Origin of the sequence: Teichococcus aestuarii (genome assembly GCF_003116135.1) — a bacterium.
Taxonomy (GTDB): Bacteria; Pseudomonadota; Alphaproteobacteria; order Acetobacterales; family Acetobacteraceae; genus Pseudoroseomonas; species Pseudoroseomonas aestuarii.
In genome coordinates this window covers 117,933-142,256 of the sequence record NZ_PDOA01000006.1, presented here as the reverse complement: position 1 = coordinate 142,256, position 24,324 = coordinate 117,933, and the positions used below count along the sequence as shown (strand labels likewise).

The 24,324-nt window shown below is 69.2% G+C and carries 19 protein-coding genes; 7 read left to right on the top strand and 12 right to left on the bottom strand.

The annotated features are described in order from the left end of the window. Positions 1 to 3 precede the first annotated feature (3 nt). On the bottom strand, positions 4 to 897 hold the full coding sequence (locus tag CR165_RS11405) for a glycosyltransferase family 2 protein (RefSeq protein ID WP_109517114.1): 894 nt from the start codon (positions 895 to 897) through the stop codon (positions 4 to 6). Positions 898 to 1,254: 357 nt separating this feature from the next. Here CR165_RS11405 and rfbF point away from each other — a divergent pair, with 357 nt between their 5' ends. Genes rfbF through CR165_RS11385 form a run of 4 tightly spaced genes read left to right on the top strand, consistent with a single transcriptional unit; the run spans position 1,255 to position 4,965 of the window. Next, positions 1,255 to 2,031 carry a glucose-1-phosphate cytidylyltransferase gene (gene rfbF / locus CR165_RS11400; protein WP_109517113.1) on the top strand — a complete coding sequence of 259 codons (777 nt, stop codon included), beginning with the start codon at positions 1,255 to 1,257 and terminating at the stop codon, positions 2,029 to 2,031. 4 nt (positions 2,032 to 2,035) lie between these two features. Continuing rightward, positions 2,036 to 3,094: an NAD-dependent epimerase/dehydratase family protein gene (locus CR165_RS11395; protein ID WP_109517112.1), complete on the top strand. Its 1,059-nt coding sequence runs from the start codon at positions 2,036 to 2,038 to the stop codon at positions 3,092 to 3,094. Further along, complete coding sequence (gene rfbC / locus CR165_RS11390) at positions 3,091 to 3,657, top strand: dTDP-4-dehydrorhamnose 3,5-epimerase (protein ID WP_109517111.1); 567 nt, start codon at positions 3,091 to 3,093, stop codon at positions 3,655 to 3,657. Before CR165_RS11395 ends, rfbC begins: the two co-directional genes overlap by 4 nt. An 18-nt stretch (positions 3,658 to 3,675) precedes the next feature. Further along, entirely contained in the window at positions 3,676 to 4,965 is a 1,290-nt protein-coding gene (locus CR165_RS11385; RefSeq protein WP_181378111.1) for an NAD(P)H-dependent oxidoreductase, read from the top strand. Positions 4,966 to 4,985: 20 nt separating this feature from the next. Here CR165_RS11385 and CR165_RS25015 read toward each other — a convergent pair whose 3' ends face one another. The 11 genes from CR165_RS25015 to CR165_RS11330 are packed head-to-tail and all read right to left on the bottom strand — an operon-like array spanning position 4,986 to position 18,766. Next, on the bottom strand, positions 4,986 to 6,314 hold the full coding sequence (locus CR165_RS25015; protein ID WP_181378110.1) for a hypothetical protein: 1,329 nt from the start codon (positions 6,312 to 6,314) through the stop codon (positions 4,986 to 4,988). After that, on the bottom strand, positions 6,314 to 7,438 hold the full coding sequence (locus CR165_RS11375; RefSeq protein ID WP_109517109.1) for a glycosyltransferase family 2 protein: 1,125 nt from the start codon (positions 7,436 to 7,438) through the stop codon (positions 6,314 to 6,316). The genes CR165_RS25015 and CR165_RS11375 overlap by 1 nt, the downstream gene beginning before the upstream one ends. A 50-nt stretch (positions 7,439 to 7,488) precedes the next feature. After that, positions 7,489 to 8,238, bottom strand: coding sequence for an HAD family hydrolase (locus tag CR165_RS11370; RefSeq protein WP_109517108.1), 750 nt, complete (start codon positions 8,236 to 8,238; stop codon positions 7,489 to 7,491). Between the two features lie 11 nt (positions 8,239 to 8,249). After that, entirely contained in the window at positions 8,250 to 10,364 is a 2,115-nt protein-coding gene (locus CR165_RS11365) for a glycosyltransferase 87 family protein (protein WP_109517107.1), read from the bottom strand. After that, on the bottom strand, positions 10,355 to 10,945 hold the full coding sequence (locus tag CR165_RS11360) for a phosphatidylinositol-specific phospholipase C/glycerophosphodiester phosphodiesterase family protein (RefSeq protein ID WP_109517106.1): 591 nt from the start codon (positions 10,943 to 10,945) through the stop codon (positions 10,355 to 10,357). Before CR165_RS11360 ends, CR165_RS11365 begins: the two co-directional genes overlap by 10 nt. Beyond that, on the bottom strand, positions 10,942 to 12,666 hold the full coding sequence (locus CR165_RS11355; RefSeq protein WP_245906349.1) for an NTP transferase domain-containing protein: 1,725 nt from the start codon (positions 12,664 to 12,666) through the stop codon (positions 10,942 to 10,944). Before CR165_RS11355 ends, CR165_RS11360 begins: the two co-directional genes overlap by 4 nt. 1 nt (position 12,667) lies before the next feature. Beyond that, entirely contained in the window at positions 12,668 to 13,708 is a 1,041-nt protein-coding gene (locus CR165_RS11350; RefSeq protein ID WP_109517105.1) for a class II aldolase/adducin family protein, read from the bottom strand. 9 nt (positions 13,709 to 13,717) lie between these two features. Beyond that, positions 13,718 to 14,971 carry a glycosyltransferase gene (locus CR165_RS11345; RefSeq protein ID WP_109517104.1) on the bottom strand — a complete coding sequence of 418 codons (1,254 nt, stop codon included), beginning with the start codon at positions 14,969 to 14,971 and terminating at the stop codon, positions 13,718 to 13,720. Further along, positions 14,971 to 16,698 carry a GMC oxidoreductase gene (locus tag CR165_RS11340; protein ID WP_109517103.1) on the bottom strand — a complete coding sequence of 576 codons (1,728 nt, stop codon included), beginning with the start codon at positions 16,696 to 16,698 and terminating at the stop codon, positions 14,971 to 14,973. Before CR165_RS11340 ends, CR165_RS11345 begins: the two co-directional genes overlap by 1 nt. Next, positions 16,695 to 17,555 carry an aldo/keto reductase gene (locus CR165_RS11335; RefSeq protein ID WP_109517102.1) on the bottom strand — a complete coding sequence of 287 codons (861 nt, stop codon included), beginning with the start codon at positions 17,553 to 17,555 and terminating at the stop codon, positions 16,695 to 16,697. The genes CR165_RS11340 and CR165_RS11335 overlap by 4 nt, the downstream gene beginning before the upstream one ends. Beyond that, positions 17,552 to 18,766: a hypothetical protein gene (locus tag CR165_RS11330; RefSeq protein WP_109517101.1), complete on the bottom strand. Its 1,215-nt coding sequence runs from the start codon at positions 18,764 to 18,766 to the stop codon at positions 17,552 to 17,554. The genes CR165_RS11335 and CR165_RS11330 overlap by 4 nt, the downstream gene beginning before the upstream one ends. 556 nt (positions 18,767 to 19,322) lie before the next feature. Here CR165_RS11330 and CR165_RS11325 point away from each other — a divergent pair. The 3 genes from CR165_RS11325 to CR165_RS11315 all read left to right on the top strand — a co-directional run bounded on the left by CR165_RS11325 (position 19,323) and on the right by CR165_RS11315 (position 24,322). Further along, positions 19,323 to 21,500, top strand: coding sequence for a GumC family protein (locus CR165_RS11325; RefSeq protein ID WP_109517100.1), 2,178 nt, complete (start codon positions 19,323 to 19,325; stop codon positions 21,498 to 21,500). 487 nt (positions 21,501 to 21,987) lie between these two features. Then, positions 21,988 to 22,695, top strand: coding sequence for a sugar transferase (locus CR165_RS11320; RefSeq protein WP_109517099.1), 708 nt, complete (start codon positions 21,988 to 21,990; stop codon positions 22,693 to 22,695). A 127-nt stretch (positions 22,696 to 22,822) separates the two neighbouring features. After that, complete coding sequence (locus CR165_RS11315) at positions 22,823 to 24,322, top strand: lipopolysaccharide biosynthesis protein (RefSeq protein ID WP_146201884.1); 1,500 nt, start codon at positions 22,823 to 22,825, stop codon at positions 24,320 to 24,322. The last annotated feature ends 2 nt before the right edge of the window (positions 24,323 to 24,324 follow it).

The following is a 24,324-nucleotide window of genomic DNA, read 5'->3' as shown; positions in this document are numbered from 1 at the left end:
GCTTCAGAACGCCCTGATGTAGCGGGTGCGGGCCCGCTCCAGCACGGAGAGCGTCCGCACCAGCGGCGCCACGGCGGGGACGCGATACTTGCAGTACATGAGCGACTGGATGGCGTTGCGCCGCAGGACCCGGCTGCGGCAGGCGCGCCAGATCTCCGGCGGAAGACGTTCGCGCAGTACCCGCGTCATCGGCAGATGCGGCATCCAGCGGTGCAGCCGGCGCGGCTGGCGGCGCACCAGAGTGCGATGATAGTGGTCGTCGTCGTGATCCTCGCGCGTCAGCAGCACTTCCGGCAGCTCGAGATGATCGCCTTCGAGCAGGTTCAGCGCCATGACGATCCAGTCATAGCCGAAGACGTCGATATCCTCGGGAAAGGACCGCTTCAGCGCCTCCGTGCGGTACACGCCATAGAAGCGGGAGACCTCGCCCGGATCCCAGAAGAAGCCGCGCAGGCGCTCGGCCGCGGTGCCCTGCAGCGCGAAGGTGCCGTTCGACATCTCCCGGCGCCCGGCCGGAGTGACCATGGCGACGCGCGAGGTGCTGGCCACGGCGTTGGGGTGGCGCTGCAGATTCTCCAGGTTCTTCTGGATGAACTCCGGCGCCCAGACGTCGTCATGGCACGCCCAGAGGAAGTAGGGGGTCTTGGCCTGCATCAGCACGAAGCGGAAATTCCCGCAGATGCCGAGATTCTCCTTCTGCTCATGCAGCACGACGCGGCTGTCTTGCCGGGCATACTCGCGGCAGATCTCACGCGTTTCGTCGGTCGAGCAGTTGTCGGAGATGACGAGTTTGATGTTCCGGTGAGTCTGCGACAATAATGAGTCAATCGCGGTCCTGATCTGCTGCCCGCCGTTTCGAACAGGCATGCCAATCGTAACCTGCGTGTCTTCAGTCATGCTGCTCAATTCCTTGTCCGGCTTTCACGCCTAAACGCTTGGCTAGCCGATCGGCCCATTCCGAGGGTCTAAATTTTTTAAAATCTATTCCAAAAAACAAGCAGAAACAGAACAAATTTATGAGATCATCATTTGTAAGGATGATTGCTCGATTTTCATGCGGGATCGAGCGCCGGGGAGGATACGCAGGACAAGGAGAGGTTGTTTCGGTATTAAAATAACAATCTCGTACTGACTATTTGGTGATGTTCGTTCTCTCTATGCAAACTCGGTCTCATAAATCACACTGAGGCTATGTCTTGGGACAAATCGTCCCGGGATTTTCAAATGCCGCCCCAGCAGCGAGGGTTCTGAGATATGAAGGCAGTCATCTTGGCCGGTGGACTGGGAACCCGCCTTGCCGAGGAAACCTCGGTCCGCCCGAAGCCCATGGTTGAGATCGGCGGCCGGCCTATCCTTTGGCACATCATGAAAATATACAGCGCCCATGGCATCAACGATTTTGTTGTGTGCCTGGGATATCGCGGGAATGTCATCAAAGAATATTTTAAAAACTACTTCATGTACATGTCGGACGTCACGTTCGATCTGGAAAAGAACACCATGGAGGTCCACAACGCCCGCGCCGAGAACTGGCGCGTGACGCTGGTGGACACGGGCGAGGACAGCATGACGGGCGGCCGCATCAAGCGTGTCATGCCCTACCTGAAGGATGAGGAAGCTTTCTGCCTCACCTATGGCGACGGCGTCGGCAACATCGACATCACGGCCACCATCGCCCTGCACAAGGCGGAAGGCCGGCTGGCGACGATGACCGCGACCCAGCCTGCCGGCCGCTTCGGCGCGCTGCAGATCGAGGGCAAGCAGGTCACCGCCTTCAAGGAGAAGATCCAGGGCGATGGCGGCTGGATCAATGGCGGCTTCTTCGTGCTCAGCCCGAAGGTCGGCGACTATATCGAGGGCGATTCCACCGTCTGGGAAGACCAGCCGATCGAGCGCCTCTGCGCCGATGGGCAGATGACGGTCTACCAGCACCACGGCTTCTGGCATCCGATGGACACCATCCGCGACCGGAGCCATCTCGAGGGGCTGTGGACTTCCGGCAAGGCGCCGTGGCGCGTTTGGGGGTGCTGAAACCATGCGTATCCTGATTACCGGTAATATGGGCTATGTCGGCCCCGTCGTCGTCCGCCACCTGCGCCAGGTGTTCCCGCAGGCGCATCTGGTCGGCTACGACCGCGGCTGGTTCGGCCACTGCCTGACCACGAACGACCCGCTGCCCGAGACCCTGCTGGACGAGCAGAAGTTCGGCGACGTGCGCGAGATCGGCGTCGAGGAGCTGCGCGGCTTCGACGCGGTGGTGCACCTGGCCGCCATCTCGAACGACCCGATGGGCCAGCGCTTCGAGGCGGTGACGGACGCGATCAACCATCGCGCCAGCGTCGATGTCGCCAAGGCCGCGGCCGAGGCGGGGGTCAAGCGCTTCGTCTTCGCCTCAAGCTGCAGCGTCTACGGCTTCGCCGCCGATGGCCGCGCCCGCGTCGAGGAGGATCAGCTCAACCCGCTGACCGCCTATGCGCGCTCCAAGATCGACACCGAGACCTCGCTGCGCGCGCTCGACAACAGCGGCATGGTGGTCTCCTGCCTGCGCTTCGCGACGGCCTGCGGCATGTCGCCGCGCCTGCGCCTCGACCTGGTGCTGAACGACTTCGTCGCCGGCGCCCTGGCCAATGGCGAGGTGAGCGTGCTCAGCGACGGCACGCCCTGGCGGCCGCTGATCCATGTCCGCGACATGGCGCGCGCCATCGAGTGGGCGATCATCCGCGCGCCGGAGAATGGCGGCAACTTCCTCACCGTCAATGTCGGCACCGAGCGCTGGAACTACCAGGTGCGCGACCTGGCCGAGGCGGTGGGCCGTGCCATGCCGGAGGCCACGGTGTCCATCGCCACCTCGGCGCCGCCGGACAAGCGTTCCTACAAGGTGGATTTCTCGCTCTTCGCCAGGCTGGCGCCGGAGCACCAGCCGCAGGAGACGCTCGACGGCGCCATCGCCGAGCTGCGCGATGAGCTGAAGGCGCAGGGCTTCGCCGACCGGAACTACCGGAAGTCGGGCGCGATCCGCCTGGTGACGCTGGAGAAGCTGATCGCCTCCGGCACGGTGGACAACAACCTCGAACCGCAGAAGGCGGTGGCATGAAGTTCCACAAGACCCCGCTCCAGGACGCGTATGTGATCGAGATGGAGCCGCGCGCCGATGAGCGCGGCTTCTTCGCCCGCGCCTTCTGTGAGCAGGAATTCGCCGAAGCCGGCCTCGTCAGCCGCTACGCGCAGGTCAACAACTCCTTCAACCCCCGCAAGGGGACGCTGCGCGGCATGCATTACCAGCTGCCGCCCGCGGCGGAGGTGAAGCTGGTGCGCTGCCTGCGTGGCGCGCTCTACGACGTCATCGTCGACATGCGGCCGGATTCCGCCAGCTACGGCAAGCATTTCGGCATCGAGCTGAACGACGAGAACCGCAAGATGCTGTACGTGCCGCGCGGCTTCGCGCACGGCTTCGTCACGCTGCGGGACGACACCGAGGCCTTCTACATGGTCAGCGATGCCTACATGCCCGGCGGCGAGCGCGGCCTGCGCTACGATGACCCGCATCTCGGCATCGACTGGCCGATCCAGCCCGAGCTGGTCTCGGAGAAGGATCGCAGCTGGCCGCTTTTCGACGCCGAGTTCCATGCCGTCGAGCAACTGCGCGGCGTGCGCTGAGCCGGCCGGAGACGCATCATGATCTATGACACGCTGCTGAAGGCCCGCGCGGCGGAAGGCAAGCCGGTTCGCGTCGGCATGTTCGGCGCCGGCTTCATGGCCAAGGGCATCACCAACCAGATCGTCAACTCCGTGCCCGGCATGGAGCTGGCGGTGATCTGCAACCGCAACATCGAGCGCGCCCGGCAGGCCTTCGAGATCGCCGGCGTGACCGATATCGCGGTGGTGGAGACGGATGCCGCGCTGGCCGAGGCGATCGCCCAGGGCCGCGCCGCCATCACCAGCGATCCGCTGCTGCTCTGCCGCTCGCCGGCGCTGGAATGCCTGGTGGATGCGACGGGTGCCATCGAGTACGGCTCCATGGTGACCATGGCGGCGATCGAGAACCGCAAGCACATGGTCTCGATGAACGCCGAGCTGGACGGCACGGTCGGCCCGCTGCTGAAGAAGAAGGCGGACGCCGCCGGCATCATCTTCACCGGCGCCGATGGCGACCAGCCCGGCGTGCAGATGAACCTGTTCCGCTTCGTCAAGTCGATCGGGCTGACGCCGCTGGTCTGCGGGAACATCAAGGGCCTGCAGGACCCCTATCGCAACCCGACGACGCAGGAAGGCTTCGCCAAGCAGTGGGGGCAGGACCCCTACATGGTGACCAGCTTCGCCGACGGCACCAAGATCAGCTTCGAGCAGGCCATCGTCGCCAATGCCACGGGCATGACGGTGAACCAGCGCGGCATGATCGGGCGCGACCACCGCGGCCATGTCGACGAGCTGACCCAGCTCTACGACGTGGACATGCTGAAGGAGAAGGGCGGCATCGTCGACTACGTGGTCGGCAGCAAGCCCGGCCCCGGCATCTACGTGCTGGCCACGCATGACGACCCGAAGCAGCAGCACTACCTGAACCTGTACAAGCTGGGCACCGGCCCGCTCTACAGCTTCTACACCCCGTACCACCTCTGCCATTTCGAGATCCCGATCTCGGTGGCCCGCGTGGTGCTGTGCAACGATGCCGTGCTGCAGCCGATCGACGGCCCGCGCGTCGAGGTCGTGGCGACCGCCAAGAAGGACCTGAAGGCGGGCGAGGAGATCGACGCGCTCGGCGGCTACATGACCTACGGCCAGTGCGAGACCTACGAGATCTCGCGCCGGGAGACGCTGCTGCCCATGGGCCTGGCCCAGGGTTGCCGGCTGAAGCGCGACATCGCCAAGGATGCCGTGCTCACCTACGACGATGTGGAGATCCCCCCAGGTCGCCTCATCGACACGCTGCGGGCGGAGCAGGACAGGCTCTTCCCCGTGGCGTGACCCTCGGGCCGCGGGATTCCTCAGACCCCTATGGGGGATCCCGCGGGCGAGGAGCCCTGCTCCTGGCGCCGAATGGTGCGGATCATCAGCACCAGGTAGGAAAGCGCCTCGCAGCCATACAGCGCCACATAGCCGCCGATGAACACCTCCACCGGCCAGCCCTGCTGCGCCGTGAGCACCGCGAAGCCGAGCATGGCGGCCAGGGTGAGCGAGGCCCGGCGGGCCAGCGGCGCCAGGAACCCGGTGGCCGCCAGGAAGGCGCCGCAGAGGGTCTGCACCAGCATCAGCACCAGCATGACGCAGATGGCCGCCCGGACCGCCGGCGTGACCACGCCCGCCTGACCGAGCAGCAGGCCGAAGAACTGCTCGCCGAACAGGCCGATGACACCCGCGCCGCCCAGCATCGGCACCAGGCCGAGCAGGAAGGCGAGCCGCAGCGTACGCCACAGCCCCGCCCTGTCCCCCGCGTGCCAGGCACGGGTCTGGTGCGGAAGCAGCGTCTCCGAGACGGTGAGGTAGGCGGTCGTGGCGAAGCGCGTCACCTTGTAGAACATGTCGAAGGCGACGAGGGCCAGCGCGTCCCGGTGCATCAGCGGGATGGCGTAGTAGGGGAAGATGTAGATCAGGAACTCGGAGATGGAGAGCTGCGCCGAGGCGGCGATGCCGCGCAGGTCCTGCCGCAGCACGGAGAAGCCGCGCCGCGCGCGCAGGCCCTGCTGCGCCAGCAGCGGCACGCGCCGCCGCGCCAGCGCGAACAGCACCGCAAGCCCCGCCAGCCACAGCGCCACGAAGGCCAGCGAGTAGGCCATCAGCGGCAGCCCCGCCAGCAGCGCCAGGGTCAGGCCGAACAGTGCCGAGCGGCGGATGAAGTCGATCGCCTCCGTCATCACATAGGCGTCGAAGGCATTGGCGGTGACGCGCAGGATCATCCAGGGCAGCGGCAGGGCGGAGCCGAGGAAGAGCAGCACATAGACCGGCCGGTAGGCCTCCACCCCAAGCCCGGCGGCCCAGACGGCCAGGCCGAAGAGCAGCGTGGCGAGAACCGCCAGCGCAGCGTAGGACCACAGCGCGGCCATGGCGGCGCTGCCCAGATCCTCGCGCGAGGCCTGGCCGGGATGCAGGAAATCCTGCCGCATGCGGCCGAAGAGGCGGATGGAGATGCCGAGATCGGCCTGAAGGATCAGCGAGGCGAAGGCGATGACCGTGGCGAAGAAGGCGTAGTTCTCCAGCCCCACGATTCGCACCAGGCTGTAGGCCAGCAGGAAGCTCCACAGCGTGGCCAGCGCCGTGTTGGCGGATTTCAGCAGGAAGAAGGTGAGCGACTTGCGCACCGCCGCGCTGCGCAGCATCAGCGGCGGCCCATCCAGCGCTCGGCCTGGTCGCGCAGCCGGTGCCGGCCGGCGAAGGCGGTGAACTTGGCGTCGCGCACCCAGCGCATCACCCGCGGCGGCAGCGGCAGCGAGCGCAGCTTGCTCACCTCCGAGACGGCCGAGGCCCCGGGCGCGAGGTCGATCAGCAGGCCCGCCGCCAGGGCGCGGTTGCACCACTCCAGGTCCTCGGCCTCGTCCCAGGCGATGTCGTCGTTCAGCGGGCAGCGCGCGTGCACGTCCTTGCGCACCATGAAGAGACCGCCATCGACATAGGGGTAGCCCTGGTCGTAGAGGTCCAGATACTGCTCCGGCGTGCCGCGGCGCAGGCTGGAGGGCGTCAGCCGCGGCGCGTAGCCGGCCATGCCGCTGTCATGCACGCCGAGGGAGAGATAGTCCTCCATCCCCCCCGCGCCCTGCGACAGCACGCGCGGCGTGATGATCTCGAACTCCTCCGGCACATGCCGCAGCGTGTCGGGCGCCAGGGTGATGCGGCTGTGCATGATGGCCACGCGCGGGCCGCGCAGGGCGCGGATCAGCGCGTTCTTCTTCTGGCAGATCATCACCCGCGGGCCGGGCGGCAGGTCGTGCACGTGGTAGCGCACCTGGGGGTAGCCCTCCAGGCAGCCCGCCGCGCCGGCGGGGCCGCTCACCATGATCTCCCCGCCATTCTCCGGCAGCAGCTCCGGCTGGCGCAGCAGCGAATCGAGGCAGGCGCGCAGGCGCGGCAGCTCCGCCTCCTGGCCGGAGAAGACCACGCCCGCGCCCCAGCCGGCCGGGGTGAGGGGCCGCGTGCGCACCATCTCGATCTCGCCCGCGGCCGTGTCGAGCCGCACCGGCGCCGCATCCTGCGCCAGCGCCTTGTAGGTCCATTGCCGGATCAGCTTGAAGGAGACGAAGCGCGGCCAGAGGTCGAAGACATTGGGCGAGCGGTCGCGCACCAGCAGCGTGCCGCCCGGCTCCAGCGCCCAGACCCCGTATTTCAGCGCATGCATCAGCAGGTTGCGGTAGACCAGCCGCTGGGTGTGGATGACGACGCGGGAGAGGCCGCGCATCCCCTTGAGGCGGTACAGGTCTTCCCGGCCCGAGACGACGAATTCTGTCATGGCATCAGCTTTCCGGTTGGTGCGGCGCGGCCTGGGGGAGCCGCCCCTGTTCAGGCTGAGGCGATGATGCCGCGCGCCCAGTCGCGGAAATCGGCGAAGGCGTGGAAGGTGCCGTCCACGCCCTCATGGATCCGCGGCGCGCTGGCGCCGGGGTGCAGCTTCTGGAAGGTGGCGGCGTTCAGCACCTTCTTGCTGGCCACCACGTCGCACTCCGCGTCGCCGATGAACCAGACCCGGTCGCCCGGCTGCAGCTCCAGCTTGGCGGCGGCGATCTCGAAGGGCTTCAGCCCGACCTTGTCGACGCCCGCCTCCTCCGAGGTGACGATGCTGTCGAAGTAGCGGTCGATGCCGAAATAGACGAGCTTGCGGAACTGGATCTGCGCCGTCAGGTCGGTCACCAGCGCCAGCGGCAGCCCGGCGGCGCGCAGCTCGATCAGCGTCTCCTCCGCGCCAGGGTAGAGCCGCGCCGTCGTCATCAGCGTGCGCCAGTAGGTCTGCTCCAGGTCCAGCGCGATCGCCGGCTGGCTGTTCAGGCCCAGCAGCTCGATCATGCGCTGGAAGTAGAGCAGGCGGTTGTGCGAGCTGGCCGTGGCGCCCAGCGTCTTCTTCACCTCCTCGCGGGCCAGGCGGAAGGCGCTGTTGAACTGCGCCGGCACCACCTTGAGCGACCGCTCGACCTTGGAGCGCACCGCCGCCATGGCGCGCTCGTGCGGGCCGGCATACTCGTAGAGCGTGTCGTCGAGGTCGAAGAGGATGGCGCGGGGCTTCTCGCGCAGGGCCTCAGCGTTCAGGATCTTCATCGGTCTTGTCCTCAGCGCCGCTTCGGCGTCAGCTCGGCCAGCTGCAGCAGCACGATGAGCTGCATGATGCCCGTCATGCCCGGCTGCCACACCGGGTGCCGCGCCAGCAGCTCCTCCAGGTGCGGCACGAGCTGCAGCGCGGTGAAGTGGATGTCCTCCGGCTGCACGTCGCTGCCGTCGATCACCAGCTCGGCCATCGTGTTGGCGCCGGCCTGGGTCACGTCCACCTGGGCGCCGCACAGCGCGATCAGCAGCCGCGCCAGGCGGTCCAGGCTGATGGCGCTGCGCATCCGCACGCGCAGCTTCAGCGGCATCGGGCCGGTGTAGTTGATGTCCTCCAGCAGCACGGGGTCGGCCGGCATCAGCGAGAACACCACATCCGCGTGCTCGCGCTGGGGGCGGATGAAGGCCTGGTAGTCCGGCATCCGTCGCTCGATGGAGGCGAGCACCCGCTCCAGGCTGTGGCCGCGCTGGCCGACATCGCGCCGGATCTTGAAGAAGCGGCGCAGCCCCTCGTCCATGTCGAGGTAGAGCCCGACATCGAGGCATTCGCGCAGGGCGGGCGGGTAGAGGGCGTGCAGCCCGGTGACCATCGCCACATCGCTGGCCTGGATGCGGCGGGGCGGCGTGAACAGCCCCGTCGCGTGGTCGTAGTGGCGGCACATGATTGGCCGCCAGGCGAGCAGCGAGAGCGCGTCCCGCGTGAAGGCCTCGAGGTCGTTGGCGCGGGGGTCGAGATGGGTGAAGGCCTGCCACAGCTTCCCCCGCCGCTCGAACAGGTGGTAGTCATCCCCCGAGATGCCGGTGACGGCGCCCTCGCCGAACAGCCCGGCCATGGCCAGCGCCAGCGTGTCCTTGCCGGTGCCGCTGTCGCCGGCGATGCCGATGGCCAGCGGGCGCTGCGAGAGGCCGAAGAAGTCGTTCTCGTCCAGGCCGCGCCGCAGCATGGTCAGGGCCAGCACGATGCCGAGCCCCATCAGCACGGAGACCATGATCGAGTTGAGCCGCAGCGCGGACATCATGTCCTCCGGCAGCAGGCTCAGCCAGCCCAGCGGCAGGCCGAGCAGCGGCACGGCCGGCGCCGCGGTGATGAGCGACTTGGCGGCGATGAGGACCACGGTGAAGGCCATCACCAGCCCGCTGGCGCGCGGGCCGGCGCGCAGCTGGAAGGTGACCAGGAAGGGGATGATCCAGAGATACCAGCCGACCGCCGAGGGGGTGAGCAGCAGCACCACCAGATAGGCCACGCCCAGCACGGTGTAGAGCAGGTCGAAGCTCATCCGCCCCACCTTCCAGGCACCGTACAGGCCCAGCAGGTAGACGACCGGCATGATGTAGAGCTTCTGGCCGGCGCCCAGCACGATGTCCACGTCCAGGATGGAGACCATGCCCGGATTGGCCACCAGCAGGCGCGGGTTGCTCGCCAGCATCTGCTGCACGGCCGGGGAGAAGAGCAGCGGCGGCACCAGCAGCAGCAGCGCCACCCCCATGCAGGCCAGCAGGAAGCCCGGCAGCGTGTCGCGATGCCGGCGGTGGCTCCACAGGAAGATCACCAGGAAGGGAACGACGGCGAGGATGCTGACCTTGGCGCCGATGCCGAGCCCCAGCACCACCCCAGCCCAGACCGGCGAATTGCGCTGCAGCAGCAGCAGGGAGAGGGCCAGCAGCAGGGTCGGCACCAGGTCCGTGTCGCCATGCCAGTAGGTGATGAACAGCACCAGCGGCGAGAGCCAGTAGAACAGCAGGACACGCTCGTCATGCCCCTCGTTCATCCGCCGCAGCACCAGCAGCAGGGCGAGGTCGGCGACCAGCAGGCTGACGCCCATGGCCATGCCCGTGAAGATCGTGCCGCTCTCGGCCAGGCGGTCCGCCAGCATGCCCGGTAGCAGGAACGGCGCATGGTACAGGTACATGACCGGGCCGTAGAAGAAATCCGGCGTCCGGCCATCCTGAAGCAGGAAGCTGGTCCAGGGGTCCAGGCTCGGCGCGGCCAGCGTCTGCGCCATGAACGGCGTGAACCAGTGGGCCTGGACCTCCGGCACCAGCAGCACGATCGCCGCGATGCGCAGGGCAAGGCCCAGCAGGAACCACCGGTCGGTCCGCAGGTCGATCGGTATCAGCGCCAAAGCTCGGGTGCTTTCGTGCAGACGGCGTGGGCGACGATGCCTTCCCGCGCCAGCAGGGCGCGCATGGCGGCGATCTCGGCCGGGTCGGTGCGGCCCTGCAGTTCCGGCGAGACGAGGCAGAGCTTCATGCCGGCATCCCGCAGCCGCGCCGCCTCCGCGCCCGAGAGGGGGAAGCGGGTGAAGCAGTCCACCCACACCCACTCCACCTTGCCGGCCAGGCTCAGCGCGGTCTCCACCGTCTCGAACTCGGAGACGCGCACGGCGCAGCGCCGCTCGCCGCGGCGGGCGGTGCGGATGAGGAAGGGGAAGGACTGGTCGAGGAAGAAGAAGTCCTCGATGCCGCGCGCGGCCATCAGGGCCAGCAGCCGGTCCTCCAGCCCCTCCTCCTTGACGTTGAGGATCAGCGTGCCGTGCCGGTAGCCGGCCAGCCATTCCTCGAAGTCCGGGGCATCGGCCACGAAGGGGTCGTGGTGGATGATCAGCCGGTCGCCCTGGCTGCGGATGTCCACCTCCACGCCCAGATCCACCGGCGTCGCGGCGAGTTGTTCGGGCGTGTTGCGGCGATGGGCGATCAGGATCATGCGCGGTCCTCCGTCTGCGGGGCGGGCTGGCGCGGCGGCGACCATTCGGGCGCCTGCACGGGGTCGGGGCGTGGCGGCTCGGGGGCGGCGTAGGCGGCCTCGAGTTCCGGCACGGCGGCGGGCGGCACGCGGCGGTCGCGCTCCAGCCGGTAGGGGTGCTGCGGCCATTTGTGGAAGCAGGACTGCCAGTAGGCGAAGCTGCGCAGCTCGTCCGGCGTGCCCCAGCCCAGGTAGTGCTCCACCTCGAACAGCGCGCAGGCCAGGCCCAGCTCCACCGCGTCGTTGATGCAGGTGTCGATGTAGAACTCGCCGTTCACCCGCGCCTGCCGGGCGATCATGCGCTCCGCCGCCGCCACGAAGTCGCGCGCCCGGCGGAAGGTGAAGGCGCCGATGACGATGGGGTCGGCCGCGGGGTCGGCCAGCGGCTCCTTCACCGCCACGCGGCGGATGCGGCCCGCCCCGTCGGCGTCGATCCAGCCATAGGATTGCGGGCGGCGCCGCGCGGCGGGATGGCCGCGCACGCCCCAGACCAGCACATCCGGCCCGCCTTCGGCCATCAGCGCGGAGAAGCGCCCGGCATCGAACAGCACGCCATTGTCGCAGGCGCCGATGGTGAGCGGCGCGTCGAGGTCCAGCCCCTCCATGCCGGCGAGGCAGGTGCTGGCCTGGCCCTCGGTCAGCTTCTCCAGCAGCACCGTCTCGGCCCCGGCGACACCCTCGGCCAGGGCGGCGGTGACGGCCTCCAGGAAGGGCAGGTCGCGGCGCAGGATGAAGCGCCGGCGCGGCGCCTCCGGCAGGTCGAGCGCCGCCTGCACCGCCATCGGGCGGCCGGAGACGGCGATCAGCGGCTTGGGCTGCTCGTAGCCGGCATCGCGGAAGCGCTGGCCGGCGCCGGCCATCGGCACCAGCACGGCGCCCGGCTGGGCGGGGGGCACCGGGGCGTCCGCCAGCGCGGCGAAGGCGCGGGACCAGCGCTGGTATTCCTCCAGGTCGGCCGGCGTGCCCCACTGCATGAAGTGCTGCAGCTCATAGACCGCGACCGGCAGCCCGTCCGCCAGGATCGGCTTGTAGACCAGGCTGGCGTAGTACTCGCCATTCACCTGGATCTGCTGCCGCATCGTCTCCTCGCAATAGCGGCGGAGCAGGTCGGCGCTGGCGAAGTAGTAGGTGCCGGAGGAGGCGTATTCCTCCATCGGCCGGTCGGTGAAGGGCTGCTTCTCCTGGATGTCGCGCACCCAGCCCTGCTCGTGCCGCAGATAGGCGTAGTAGGTGGAGCCCAGCGAATGCGGGTGGAAGCCGCGATAGGCGGGGATGGCGCCGGCGCAGCGCGTCTCGGCGGTGAAGGCCTTGAAGTCCTGCCAGTCCCAGAAGCAGGTGAAGTCGCAGTAGTTCACCACCGTGGGCTTCGCCGGGTCGAGCTGCGGCACGGCCTGCAGCACGGCGTGCACCGGCCCCAGCTTGTGCGGCGCCACGCTGACGATGCGCCCCGCCGGGCACAGGCCGCGCAGGATCTCCTCCATGCGGTAGGCCGGCTCCGCCAGGTGATCGGCGTTGCAGATGAAGGTGACGTCCGTCTCGCCCGGGAAGAGGTCGAGCACATGGGCGATGATCGGCTTGCCATCCACCTCGATGAGCGGCTTCGGCACCGGATAGCCGGCGCGCCGGAAGCGCTCCCCGAAGCCGGACATGGGGATGACGATCTGCATGCTCTGGCGGTCCATTCTACGGTTTGGCGGTGTTCAGCGACTGCCGGTATTTCTCGGCGTCCCAGTCGAGCAGCTCGGCCTCCTGCGCGGGGCTGAGCACGGTCAGCGGCGCCGCGGGGTCGAGCCGCGGCAGAACCAGGCCGAGGCAGGCGGCCATTTCCTCCGCGCCGGCGCCGAGACCCGCGCGCAGCAGAGCACCGGCGCCCGCCACCAGCAGCAGGGCAGGGGCCGGCTCCGGCGGCTGGCGCAGCCATTCCGCGGCCTGTGCGGCGGAGAGGGTGGGGATCGGCGCGGGGCCGAGGAAGACCACGTGATCCGGGTAGAGCGCGCCGCGCGCGGCCATGCCGAAGCTCGCGGGGTCGGTCGCGGCCGCATGGGCCTCGGTGAGTTGCGCCGGGCGGTAGCGGCCGCCCGAGAGGCCAGCCAGCCGCTCCAGCAGCGGCAGGTCGGCCGGCGCCGCGGCGCGCGCGGGGGTGGCGAGGCGCCGCTCCACCGCGTCGAGGCGCGCCGCCGCCTCCTCCGGGCTGCTGCCGCCCACGACCAGGCCGTGATTGCCGAGCACCAGGATGTCCGGCGCCCCGCCGAGCCGGGCCTGCACGGCGCGGGTCAGCGGCAGGCCGGGCTTGGCGTAGGGAATCCAGGCCCAGCGCAGGCCGCCAAGGCGCTCGGCCACCAGCGCCTCGCCATCGGCGCGCGGGGCGAAGGCCAGGGCGTTCACCGAATGCACATGCAGCACCACGCGGTGCGGCAGCAGCGCATGCAGCGTGGTCTCGATGGACGGGCGCAGCGTGCCGGCGGGGTCGAGCAGGGCCGGCAGGGCGGGCTCCGCCTCATCCGCCTTCAGGCGGCGCAGCACCTCCGGCAGGTCGAGCCCGACGAAGATGGGCTGGCGCTCGGCGGCCGAAAGCCAGGTGCCGGAGGCCTTCACCCACAGCTCCCTGTCGCCGCGCTTCAGCGAGGTGTTGCCGCCCGCGCCCTGCACCAGGTCGCGGTTCGCGCCCAGGCGCGCCGAGAGGGCCGCGAGCGGCGCCAGCGCCGCGGCAAGCGAGGATGCCATGGCGGGGCTTCAGGCCTTGCCGGGCTGCGGGGCGCTCTCCAGCGCCCCGTAATCCGGCTTCGGCGTTCCCGCGCCGCGCGCCGCCGCGCTGCGCCGCTCGGCGATGGCATCGCGCAGCATCCGGCCACGCTCGCGCCAGTCGAAGGCGTGCTCGGCGGCGGTGAAGGCGTGCTCCTGGCGGCGGTTCAGCGCCGGCAGGTCGTCGATCTCGGCGATGACGCGCTGCATCAGCCCGTCCAGCTCCGGCTCCAGCAGCATCTCGCTGCTCACGCTCTCCGGCAGGCCGCTGGCGCAGGCGGTGAGCGCCGCCACGGGCACGCGGTTGAACACGTATTCCAGCAGCTTCATCTTGAAGCCGCCGCCGATCGGCTCGGCCAGCACGGCCATGCGCGCGCCGGCCAGGTGCGGCGCCGGGTCGTCGACGAAGCCGGTGAAGCGGGCGGCCTTGTAGCGGCCTTCCAGCTGCTGGCGCAGGTCGTCCGGCATGTCGCCGACGACGCGGATCTCGATCCCCGCCCGGGACAGCACCGGGTCCGCATGCTCGAGGAAGATGCGCAGGTTGGCCTGCTTGGCGCTCCAGCGGTAGGAGCCGAACAGCACAACGGCGCGCGGCGTCTCGGCGGTGATCTCGCGGCTCGCCACGCGCACGCCGTCATAGCCCGGCACCAGCGGCAGCATGGCTACACCCGGCGCGTTGGCGCCGAACAGCTCGGCATCGTGCTGGGTGATGGTGGTGACGAGATCGCTGCGGCGGGCGATCCAGCGCTCGAACCAGCGGGTCTTGACGTAGTTCTGGCCAAGGTAGAGGCGCTTGCCGAGGCTGGCCGTGGCATCCTGCCACTGCATCTTGGTCACGCTTTCCTCATGGTCGTGCGTGACGAAGACGAAGGCGGGGCGGCCGGCCTCGAACAGATGGCGGTGCCGCAGCACCCAGCCCATGCCGTACTGGTCCACCACCACCACCTGCCACGGGCCCTGGGCGGCGAGGTCGCGCAGCGCCGCGCGGTAGGCGGGGGTGTCGTGGCGGGCGGCGACCAGCGGCATCGGGTTGGCCAGCGCCTGCAGCCGGCCACGCGGGCCGCCGGGCACGGTATGCCAGGTGACGCCCGGGATGGCCTGCGCCGGCGCATCGCCCGCGAAGCCGGCGAAGGTGATCTCGACCCCTGCCGAGGCCAGCGCGCCGGCCAGCTTGGCGGTGTAGATGCGGTCCCCGGCCGTGAGCGGAAAGGGCAGGGTGCGGGCGAGCCAGAGGCAACGGGTCATCAGGTCAGCTCCGGGACGGCCTTGGGGGCGGGGGCGGCCTCCCGCGCGGCGCAGGCCTTCAGGTGGTCGGCCAGACGCAGGGCGAGGGCGACGATCGTCAGCGTCGGGTTGGCATGGCTGCTGGTGGGGAACACCGCCGCGCTGGCCACATAGAGATTGGGCACGCCGTGCACCGCGCAATGAGCATCCACCACGCCGTCGCGCGGCGACTCGGCCATGCGCGCCGTGCCGATATGGTGGCCGCCCACCGGGGTGGAGGCGCGCACCTCGTCCTCGATGGTGGCATCGTCGAACGTCAGCGTGGCGGTGCCCGAGCGGGCGAAGGCGTCGCGCGCCACGCGCATGCTGCGCACCAGGCTGTCGATGTCCTGCCGGTGCAGGCGCCAGTCCACCTGCAGGCGCGGCAGGCCGTAGGCATCCCGCTCCCCGGTGAGGGTCACGCGGCTGTCGGCATTCGGCACCTGCTCGGCGTTCACGTCGAGCGGGTAGCTGCCGTCGCGCGAGCGGACGACGACGAAGGGCAGCTTGCGGCTGGCGAAGGTGCGCTTGCGCAGCCAGGCCTGGCCGAACTTCAGCACGCCCGGGCTGTCCTTCACCACATTGGCCATGTGCGACAGCCAGAAGCGCGAATCGCGCACCATGCGGCCGCGGTTGGCGATCTCGATGGTGGCCAGCTTGCGCCGGTATTCCGGCAGGATGGCGTCCTTCACCAGATACATGGCGGAGAGCACGCCGCTGCCATGCGCCGGGTCCGCGATCAGCGGGTAGTGCAGCCGGAAGATGGTGTTCAGCAGCCCCTCGCGGCGCTGCGCCGCGGCGGAGAGGCCGAATTTGCGGCGGACATAGGTGCCGTCCTCCGTCACCTCGAAATCCAGCGCCACGGGCCGGTTCGAGGGGGTCAGGCGCAGCCGGCCCAGCGTGTTCTCGGCATGGCACATGTAGTAGCGGCCCAGCGCGCCGCTCTCGTTGCCGAGGCCGCCACGGCGCGACTCGTCGGAGGCCATCAGCAGCCGCGGCACTTCCAGCCCGCCCGTGGCCAGCACGTAGCGCCGCGCGCGGACGGTGAGGCCACGGCCCGGGGCGCTGGCGGCCTCCAGCCGCTGCACCGGCCCGGCCTGGCCCGCCGCGCCTTCGGTCACCAGCCGCAGCGCCTGGGCGTTGAGCAGGATGCGGACCTGCCGCGCGGCGGTGAGGCGGGCGAAGGTGGACTTGCCGAAATCGGTCGGGCGGCTGAAGCGCTCCAGCCGGTCGGCGATCAGGTCCGGGTCGCTGAAGCCCTCGATGGTGGGTGGCGCACCCGCCGGCAGGGCGGTGCCGACGTCATAGGCATAGGCGCCGGCCTCGCAATGCACCTGCGCCGCCGGGTAGTAGGCGGCGAGGTCGTCCCAGCCGATCGGCCAGCCGCTCCTCTCCACCCAGTCCCGCGCCTCGAGGTCGATGGGGTCGAAGGGCACGCAGCGGCCGCCCCAGATCGCCGTCGCGCCGCCGAGCACGCGGCGGCGGTACATGTGCGGCGGCGAGTGGCTGGAGCCGGGCGCCACGCTGCCCTGCAGCCCGTCCTGCTGCCTGGGATCGAATTTGCGGCCGCCGGCTTCCAGCAGCAGGACCGAGAGGCCGGAATCCTCCAGCGCGCTGGCCAGCGAGAGCCCGGCGGCGCCGCCGCCGACAATGCAGAGATCCGCTTCCAGCGTCGTGCCGGGGGCCAGGGAAAGCGCATCAAGGATCACGCGGAAATCTCCAGGGTTTGCCGGGCGTGGCGCAGCGCCTCGTCGAGATGCGCGGTCGAGGTGGTGCCGACCAGGGCGATGGCGTTGCGGTGGCCCAGGGCCTCGCCGATGGCGGCGGCCCGTGCCGGGGCTGCGGCGGGCTGGCCGGCGAAGATCTCGCGCAGCATCAGGCCCACGCCCTGGCTGGCGGCGGCGTCGAGCGCCGGGCGCATCGAGCGGGCCACCTCGAGCGGCACCTGCAGCGCGGCCACGGAGGGCATGCGCAGCGCGGCCTCCACCGTCTCCGCATCGTCGCAGGAGACGCCCCAGGCGCGCAGCTTGCCGGCCTTCACCTGCCCGTCGAGCATGGCGAAGGCGGCGCCTTCCCGCACCATCGCCGCGGTGGGGCTGTGCAGCAGGAAGAGGTCGATGCGATCGGTGCGCAGCCGGCGCAGGCTGGCCTCGATCGAGGATTGCAGATGCGCCGGCGAGACGTCGCGCGGCAGGGCGCCGGCGCGGCGGCTGGCGATGGCCGCCCGCAGCGCGGGCACATGCCCGGCCAGGAAGCGCAGCGGCGCCTTCACCAGGCTCGCCGCGCGCTGCGCCGGGGTGAAGCGCTGCCCCGCCTTGGTGACGAGGATGACCCCGTCCCGCCGCCCCTGCAGCGCGGCTCCGAGCAGCCGCTCGCTCTCGCCCTGGCCATAGATGTTGGCCGTGTCGAACAGGGTGACGCCGGCGTCCAGGGCGTGGCGCAGCAGGCGGAGCGCGTCATCGCCGGTGCAGCCGCCGAGGGTGGAGCCCAGCCGGCTGCATCCCAGCCCGATGGCGGAAGCCTGCAGGCCGCTGCGCTGGCCGAGCGGGAGAAGGGGAAGGGTCATGCGGCATGCCGGCTGTTGAAGGTGGGAACCCAGCTTTGGCGCTCGCGCTCCGGCAGGGCCGAGGGCTGCTTCGGCCAGACGCAGAAGACCAGGATCATGATCTGCAGCCTGGGATCGAGTAGCATGCCGCCGAAGGTGAAGTAGCCGATCAGCAGCGAGGCGCTGATCCAGCGCGAGGGCGTGTTGCTGAACAGCGAGATGAAGAAGAAAGGCCAGAAGATGGCGGAGCCCATCAGCCCGTATTCGAACAGCATCTTCGCCCAGGCCGGATCATGGGCCTCATAGGCCACGAGCGGCGTGTGCTGCGCGTAGGAGCCCGGCCCGAGCCCGAAGATGACATCCCGCGCCGAGGAGAGCAGGAATTCCCCGATCAGCCAGGCGCCGGCGATGAAGCGCGCATTGGCGCTCGAATCCTCCGACTGGAACTCGTTGATCCGGTTCAGCAGGACGTCGATGTTCCAGAGGCTGCCGGTGACCACGGCCAGGACGACGAAGGCGAGGCCGCCCACGATGGCGCCGTAGGCCCGCAGATGCAGCATCAGCCAGGGCAGCACGAACAGCAGCAGGACCAGTCCGGTGCCGGAGTAGGAGGTGGGCAGGGCGATGCCAAAGGCCAGCAGCCGCAGGGTCACGCCGTAGAAGAGCAGCTCCAGCACGATGGCGATGGCCAGGTACTGGGAGAAGGTCGAAGGCTCCAGCAGGAAGAAGCCGTTGCTCTTGTAGTAGGGGGAATCCCAGGTCAGCGGGTTGGCGGTGTTGAAATTGGGCAGGAGGAAGGATTCGGGCACGAATTCGTGAAAGGTGAAGAGGTGCTCGGCGCCGATGGCGAACTGCGCAACGAACTGCGCCACGCCGCAGACGGCGCAGACCAGGACCATCTTCTGGAAGGCGCTCACGCAGCCCCTGAACACGCCGTCGGTGACGTTCAACGCCAGGGTGAAGGGGGCGTACATCACCAGCATCAGTACCATCGAGGGCAGCGATGCGGTGCCGGCGTTCAGCGCGGTGCTGAGCGAGACGGCCGTGGCCAGAGCGAAAAAGGCCACGGTCCGCACCGGGTCGAGGGTGAAGACGCCCCTGACGGCCATCACCCCCAGCACCAGGAGGGTCACCAGCAGGTTGATCGCCAGCCCATCCTCGCCGATGGGGATCGCGAAGCGCTGCAGGAAGATCGAGGCGAACAGAGCCACGACCAGACAGCGGCGCACCATCCGGGCGTCTTCGGATTCCGAGGAATCCCGCAGTCCCGGGCGAAGGGGTGGCATCATGGATGGATCTGCATCGTCAGGAGGGAGGGGCTCACGCAATCGCGCGAGAAGCCGGGCGGTTTCGGGCTTCTTCCCGATTTTTTTGCGCTGCACAAAACACTATGCTGAAAGCGGCGGGCTGAAGCTTGACCGTCGCCTTTTCCGCCGCGGTCGCGCCAGCATGCAATCCTGCAGGCGGCCGATCGGGAAAACGCAGTCGGTACCAACAACATTCCGTCCTCCAGGCATGAAGTGCCGGATGCGCGACATGACAAGCGGGCGTCGGCAAGGGCCTGACACCGCGTAAAATGACGTCACGAATGCTCTAAAGAGACACATTATCATTCACCAGCCACATTCGTGTGAGGCTAGGACGATTATTTGGACAGATCGTTGAGGCTGTGTTTAGTAACGCTGCACCCTGCGGGTCTCAGCATGGCACCGGAAAACCCGGCGCCCCGCCGCTGCCCAATGTTGGCAACCTTTGCGATTGTCCAGTGGCCTTCATGAGGCAAACCCTATGCGCCTGACCGATCTTCTCAGCCTTTTGTGGCGACGCAAAATGACGCTGGCCTTTGCGGCCCTTGTCACGGCTGTGCTGGGCTTCGTCGTTGCGAAGTCCCTGCCCGTCCGCTTCGCCAGCGAAGGCTTGCTGCTGGTCGAGAACCGCGAGCCGCCCATCCCCGAGTTGAACCAATCCGTCGCCAATGCGCCTCCCGGCATGCAGCGGATCCGGACGGAAGCGGATATCCTGCGCTCGCGCCGGCTGGCCGAGGAGGTGGTCCGCACGCTGGAACTCCATCAGAAGGAGGAGCAGGAAAGCGGCTTCTCCAAGGCCATGCAGGACGCGGGCGATTGGGCACGCGGGCTCATGGCCTCGGCGGGCCGCTGGTGGAGCGAGACGGTGGACGGCGTGCCCCCCGCCCCGGCGGAGCCGGAGCAGCCGCTCGACCGTGTCGCGCTGGCCATCGAGGAGCTGCAGCAGCGGCTCAGCATCCGCACCTCCGACAACAGCAACGTGGTGAGCGTCCGCTACCTGTCGCCCTCTCCGGACGAGGCGGCGCAGGTGGTGAACATCCTGATGGAGCGCTACATCTCCCTCGAGGTGGCCGCCAAGCGGGACACCACCCTGCAGGCCAATGAGTGGCTGACCGAGCGGCTCACCGCGCTGCGCGAGGATGTCGAGCAGGCGGACCGCAAGATCCAGGCCTTCCGGCGCGAGAGCGGCCTGCTGGAGACGGCGCAGGGCTCGCTCGGCGCCCTGCAGCTGAACGAGCAGCAGGCCCGCGTGGCGCTGGCCCGGCAGGAGCTGGCCCGCGCCCAGGCGGCGCTGGACAGCGTGATGCGCTCCGGCCTGCGCGGCAGCGCCTCCAGCGAGGCGCTGGCCTCGCCGGTGATCCAGAGCCTGCGCGACCGCGAGGCGGAGATCGTCCAGCGCGCCGCCACGCTCGGCCAGCGCCTTGGCCCGCGCCATCCCGACCGCCTGGCCGCCGAGGCCGAGCTGCGCGACCTGCAGCGGCAGATCGCCGGCGAGACCAGCCGCATCGTCACCTCGCTGCGGCGTGAGGTGGATGCCGCGCGCGACCGCCTGCAGGACGCCCAGGCCTCGCTGGCCACCACCACCACCACCGCCCGCAGCGGTGCCCAGGCCGAGGTGATGCTCGCGCAGCTGACGCGCGACGCGGAGGCGAAGCGGCAGGTCTACCAGGCCTTCCTGACCCGCACGGAGCAGACCCGCCTGGCCTCCGCCCAGTTCCCGGCGGCGCGCGTCATCTCGCCGGCCGCCGTGCCCTTCCGCCCGAACGGCCCGCCGGCCTCCGTCGTGGCGGCGTTCAGCGGCTTCATCGGCCTGTTCCTGATGGGTGGCCTGCTGGTGCTGCGCCGGATGACGCATGGCACGGTCAACTCGGTGCAGGATCTGGTGACCATCACCGGCATCCAGAATGCCGGCAGCCTGCCGGCGCTCGGCAGCGGCCGCCGCCGCCGGATGCCGGGGATGGTGATGGAGCAGGGGCAGTCCGGCATCGCCGAGACGCTGCGCGCCCTGCGCCTGACCATGCAGTCCGTGGCCGGCGGCGGGCCCGCCAACACGGTGCTGGTCACCTCGCCCGGCATTGGCGACGGCAAGAGCACCTTGGCGGCCTCCATGGCGCGCCTCTCGGCGGCCGACGGGCTGCGGGTGCTGCTGCTGGAGACCGACATGCGCCGGCCGCAGATGTCCACCATCTTCGGCGCGCCCTGGCCGGGCCGCAGCATCGAGGCGGTGCTGAACGGCGAGACGCGCTTCGAGGACGCCGTGCAGGTGGACGAGCGCTCGGGCCTGCACACCCTGCTCTCCGACCGCTCCTCGCCCAACCCGCAGGCGCTGATCGAATCCCGGCAGTTCGCCGAGCTGATCAGCCGCGCGCGGCGCGAGTACCACCTGGTGATCATGGACAGCCCGCCGGTCATGCGGGTGGCGGATGCGGTCGTGCTGTCGCAGCACGCGGACTCCGTCCTGTTCGCGGTCGGCTGGGAGCGGGCGTCACGCACCATGGTGCTGGAAGCCATCCGGCGCCTGCCGCGCTCCATGCGGGCGCGCATGGCGACGGTGCTGACGCGCGTGCGCCCCGGCCGGCTGGACCCGCTCGGCTACTATGCGGGCTATGCCAAGAGCGCTTCGCCCGATCTCAAGCGTCTGCCCGCGCCGGGCGCCTGAGCTTCCTCGGCCATCCCCATCGGCGCCGCCGGCCTCCCGCCGGCGGCGCCTTTTTCATGCAGGGGAGGGAGGAGCGCCGCCCGCCGCTTCCCTCCGGCCGCCTGTCGCCTCGGCGGCTTGGCAGGCTTCCCCGGGGCCGCCTGGCTGTTATTTCGGCGCTACTCGTAAAATCCTCGTCAGGCAGGCGGATTTGCCTGTTTTCTCCGAAACCGTCATGTTGATGGTGCGCTGCACCATGGAATGGTAACGCCGAAAAGGCCCTCTTTCCCCTCGTACAGATAAGAAGAAATCTGCCCCAGACCGAGGGACAACTTCAGGTTGTGGAACTCTACTGCACAACTCTCGGCATTACTTCTTATGGACACAGACAGTTGAAAGCACTCGCAGACGCGTTTTCAAAAATATTCTATCTTAGTCAACTGTTTCGTGTATTTTTAGACGGCGAAAGACGGATACCTTACCGGCCATCTGTAACCGGAGTTGCCCAATGACCCATGCAAATTGGCCAAATAATATCCAGATCGACAATTCGACATCTCTGGATGCCCAACTCTATGGGCGGCTGGAGAGCAAGAACAGTTTCTGGCATCATGTCGCCAAGCGTTCGCTGGATATTCTGGCTTCAGGCATGGCGCTCGTTGTGCTGGCTCCGCTTTTCCTCATCGTCATGGCCATCGTGGCGGCCGATGGTGGGCCGGCCATCTTCGGCCATTCGCGCATCGGGCGCGGTGGCAGGAGCTTCCGCTGCCTGAAGTTCCGCAGCATGGTGCCGAACGCGGCCGAGGTGCTGGCGCAGCTGCTGCAGAACGATCCGGAGGCGGCGCGCCTCTGGGCCACCAGCCGCAAGCTGCCGCGTGACCCGCGCGTCACCCGCATCGGCCGCTTCCTCCGCGCCACCAGCCTCGACGAGCTGCCGCAGCTCCTCAATGTCCTGCGCGGCGACATGAGCCTGGTCGGCCCCCGCCCCGTGGTGCAGGAGGAGCTCGACCAGCACTATGGTGTGGCCGCCGCCAGCTACCTGATGGTGCGCCCCGGCATCACCGGCCTGTGGCAGATCAGCGGCCGCAGCGACACCAGCTACACCGAGCGCGTGGCGCTGGATTGCCGCTACGTGCGCGAGTTCTCCTTCTGGCGCGACCTGAAGATCCTCTTCAAGACCGTCCCGGCCGTGCTGTTCAGCCGCGGCGCCTACTGAGGCGGCGGCAGCCACCAAGGGGAACTCCGGAGATGGCTTCGCGGTATGGCGAAGCCATTTTTCGTTGCGCCCTCCGCCTTGACGCCAAGCAACATTCCCTTTGTCCAGACAAGGTTCCACGACGGACATGATGGCTCGCAACGTCCTCGCCAATCTGGTCGGAATGGCGGTCTCCATCGCGGTGCAGGCAGGGCTTGCCTTCGGCGGCTACCGGCTCGCCGGCGCCGAGCAATATGGCCTGATCGGCTTCTTCACCGTGCTGATGACGGCAGCCGCCATCTTCGATGCCGGCCTCGGCCAGACGGCGACACGGGCGGTCGCGCGCCAGCAGGTGGAGGACCCGGCCGGCACCGGCTCGCTCGTCTTCAACTTCCTGCTGATCTACCTGGCCTTGGCCATCATCCTCGTCCTCGCCGTCTGGGCGGGCTCCGGGCTGCTGGCCCGGCACTGGCTGAAGCCGCAGGACATCGAGACCTCCTATGTGGCCTCCAGCCTCGTGCTGATGGGGATTGCCATGGGCATCCAGCGCCTGCGCGGCGTGTTCCAGGCCACGCTGGAAGGGCTGGAGCGGCAGGTCACCTGCAATGTGCTGCTCGCCTCCACCGGCATCCTGCGCCTCGTCCTGGGCCTCGGCGCCCTGGCCGTGGAGCCGAGCGCGCACGCCTTCTTCTGGAGCCAGATCGTCGCCAGCATCGTCGAGACCGGCAGCTTCGCGCTGGTGGTGGCGCGCGTCGTGCCCGGCGCCTTCCGGCCGCGCCGGCTGGAGATGGCGCTGATCGGCCAGACCGTGGCCTTCGCCGGCACCAACATGGCCTCCGCCGCCACGGGCACCTTCGTGCAGATCGCCGACTCCCTCGTCATCAGCGCCATGCTGCCGCTCTCCGTCTTCGGCACCTATTCGCTGGTCTCCACCATGTGCTCGGCCATGGTGCGGCTGACCACGCCGCTCATCACCGCCACCTTCCCGCGCATGTCCGCCTATGTCCGCGGCGAGCACATCCAGGAGCTGCGGGTGCTGTTCTTCACCGCCTCGCAGGCCACCTTCGCGCTGATGCTGACGGCGGCGGGCGCGCTGGTCTTCTTCGGCGCCGCCTTCATCGAGCTGGTCAGCGGCCGGCCCGACGCGGCGCGGGAGTTCGCGCCCGTGCTGGCGGCGCTGGCCGCCGCCTATGCGCTGAGCGGCCTCTGCCGCCCCTCCCACGCCCTGCAGATGGCGGAGGGCGACCCGGCGACGGCGCTGAAGTCGAACCTCGTCACCGGCGCGCTCTACCTGCCCGCCATCCTGCTGCTGACGCCGCGCTACGGCGTCATCCTTCCGGCGCTCTGCCTGATCGGCGCCAACGGGCTGGCCTTCGTGATCTTCACCGCCACGGCCTTCCGCAACCGGCTGAAGGGGCTCGCCGGGCGCTGGCTGCGCAGCAGCGTGCTGCCGCAGCTGGTGGCGGTGGGCCTCGCCTACGGGCTGGTGTGCTTCGTCACGCCGGAGAGCCTGCCGCTGCTGACGCGCCTGGCGATCGCGGTGGGCGCCTCGGGGCTGGCTCTCGCGGCCGCCGTGCTGGCGAGCGACCATCTGCGGGTGCACCTGCCCGGCCTGCGGCGCGGCAGGGGCGCCCAGGCGCGGGCCTGAAG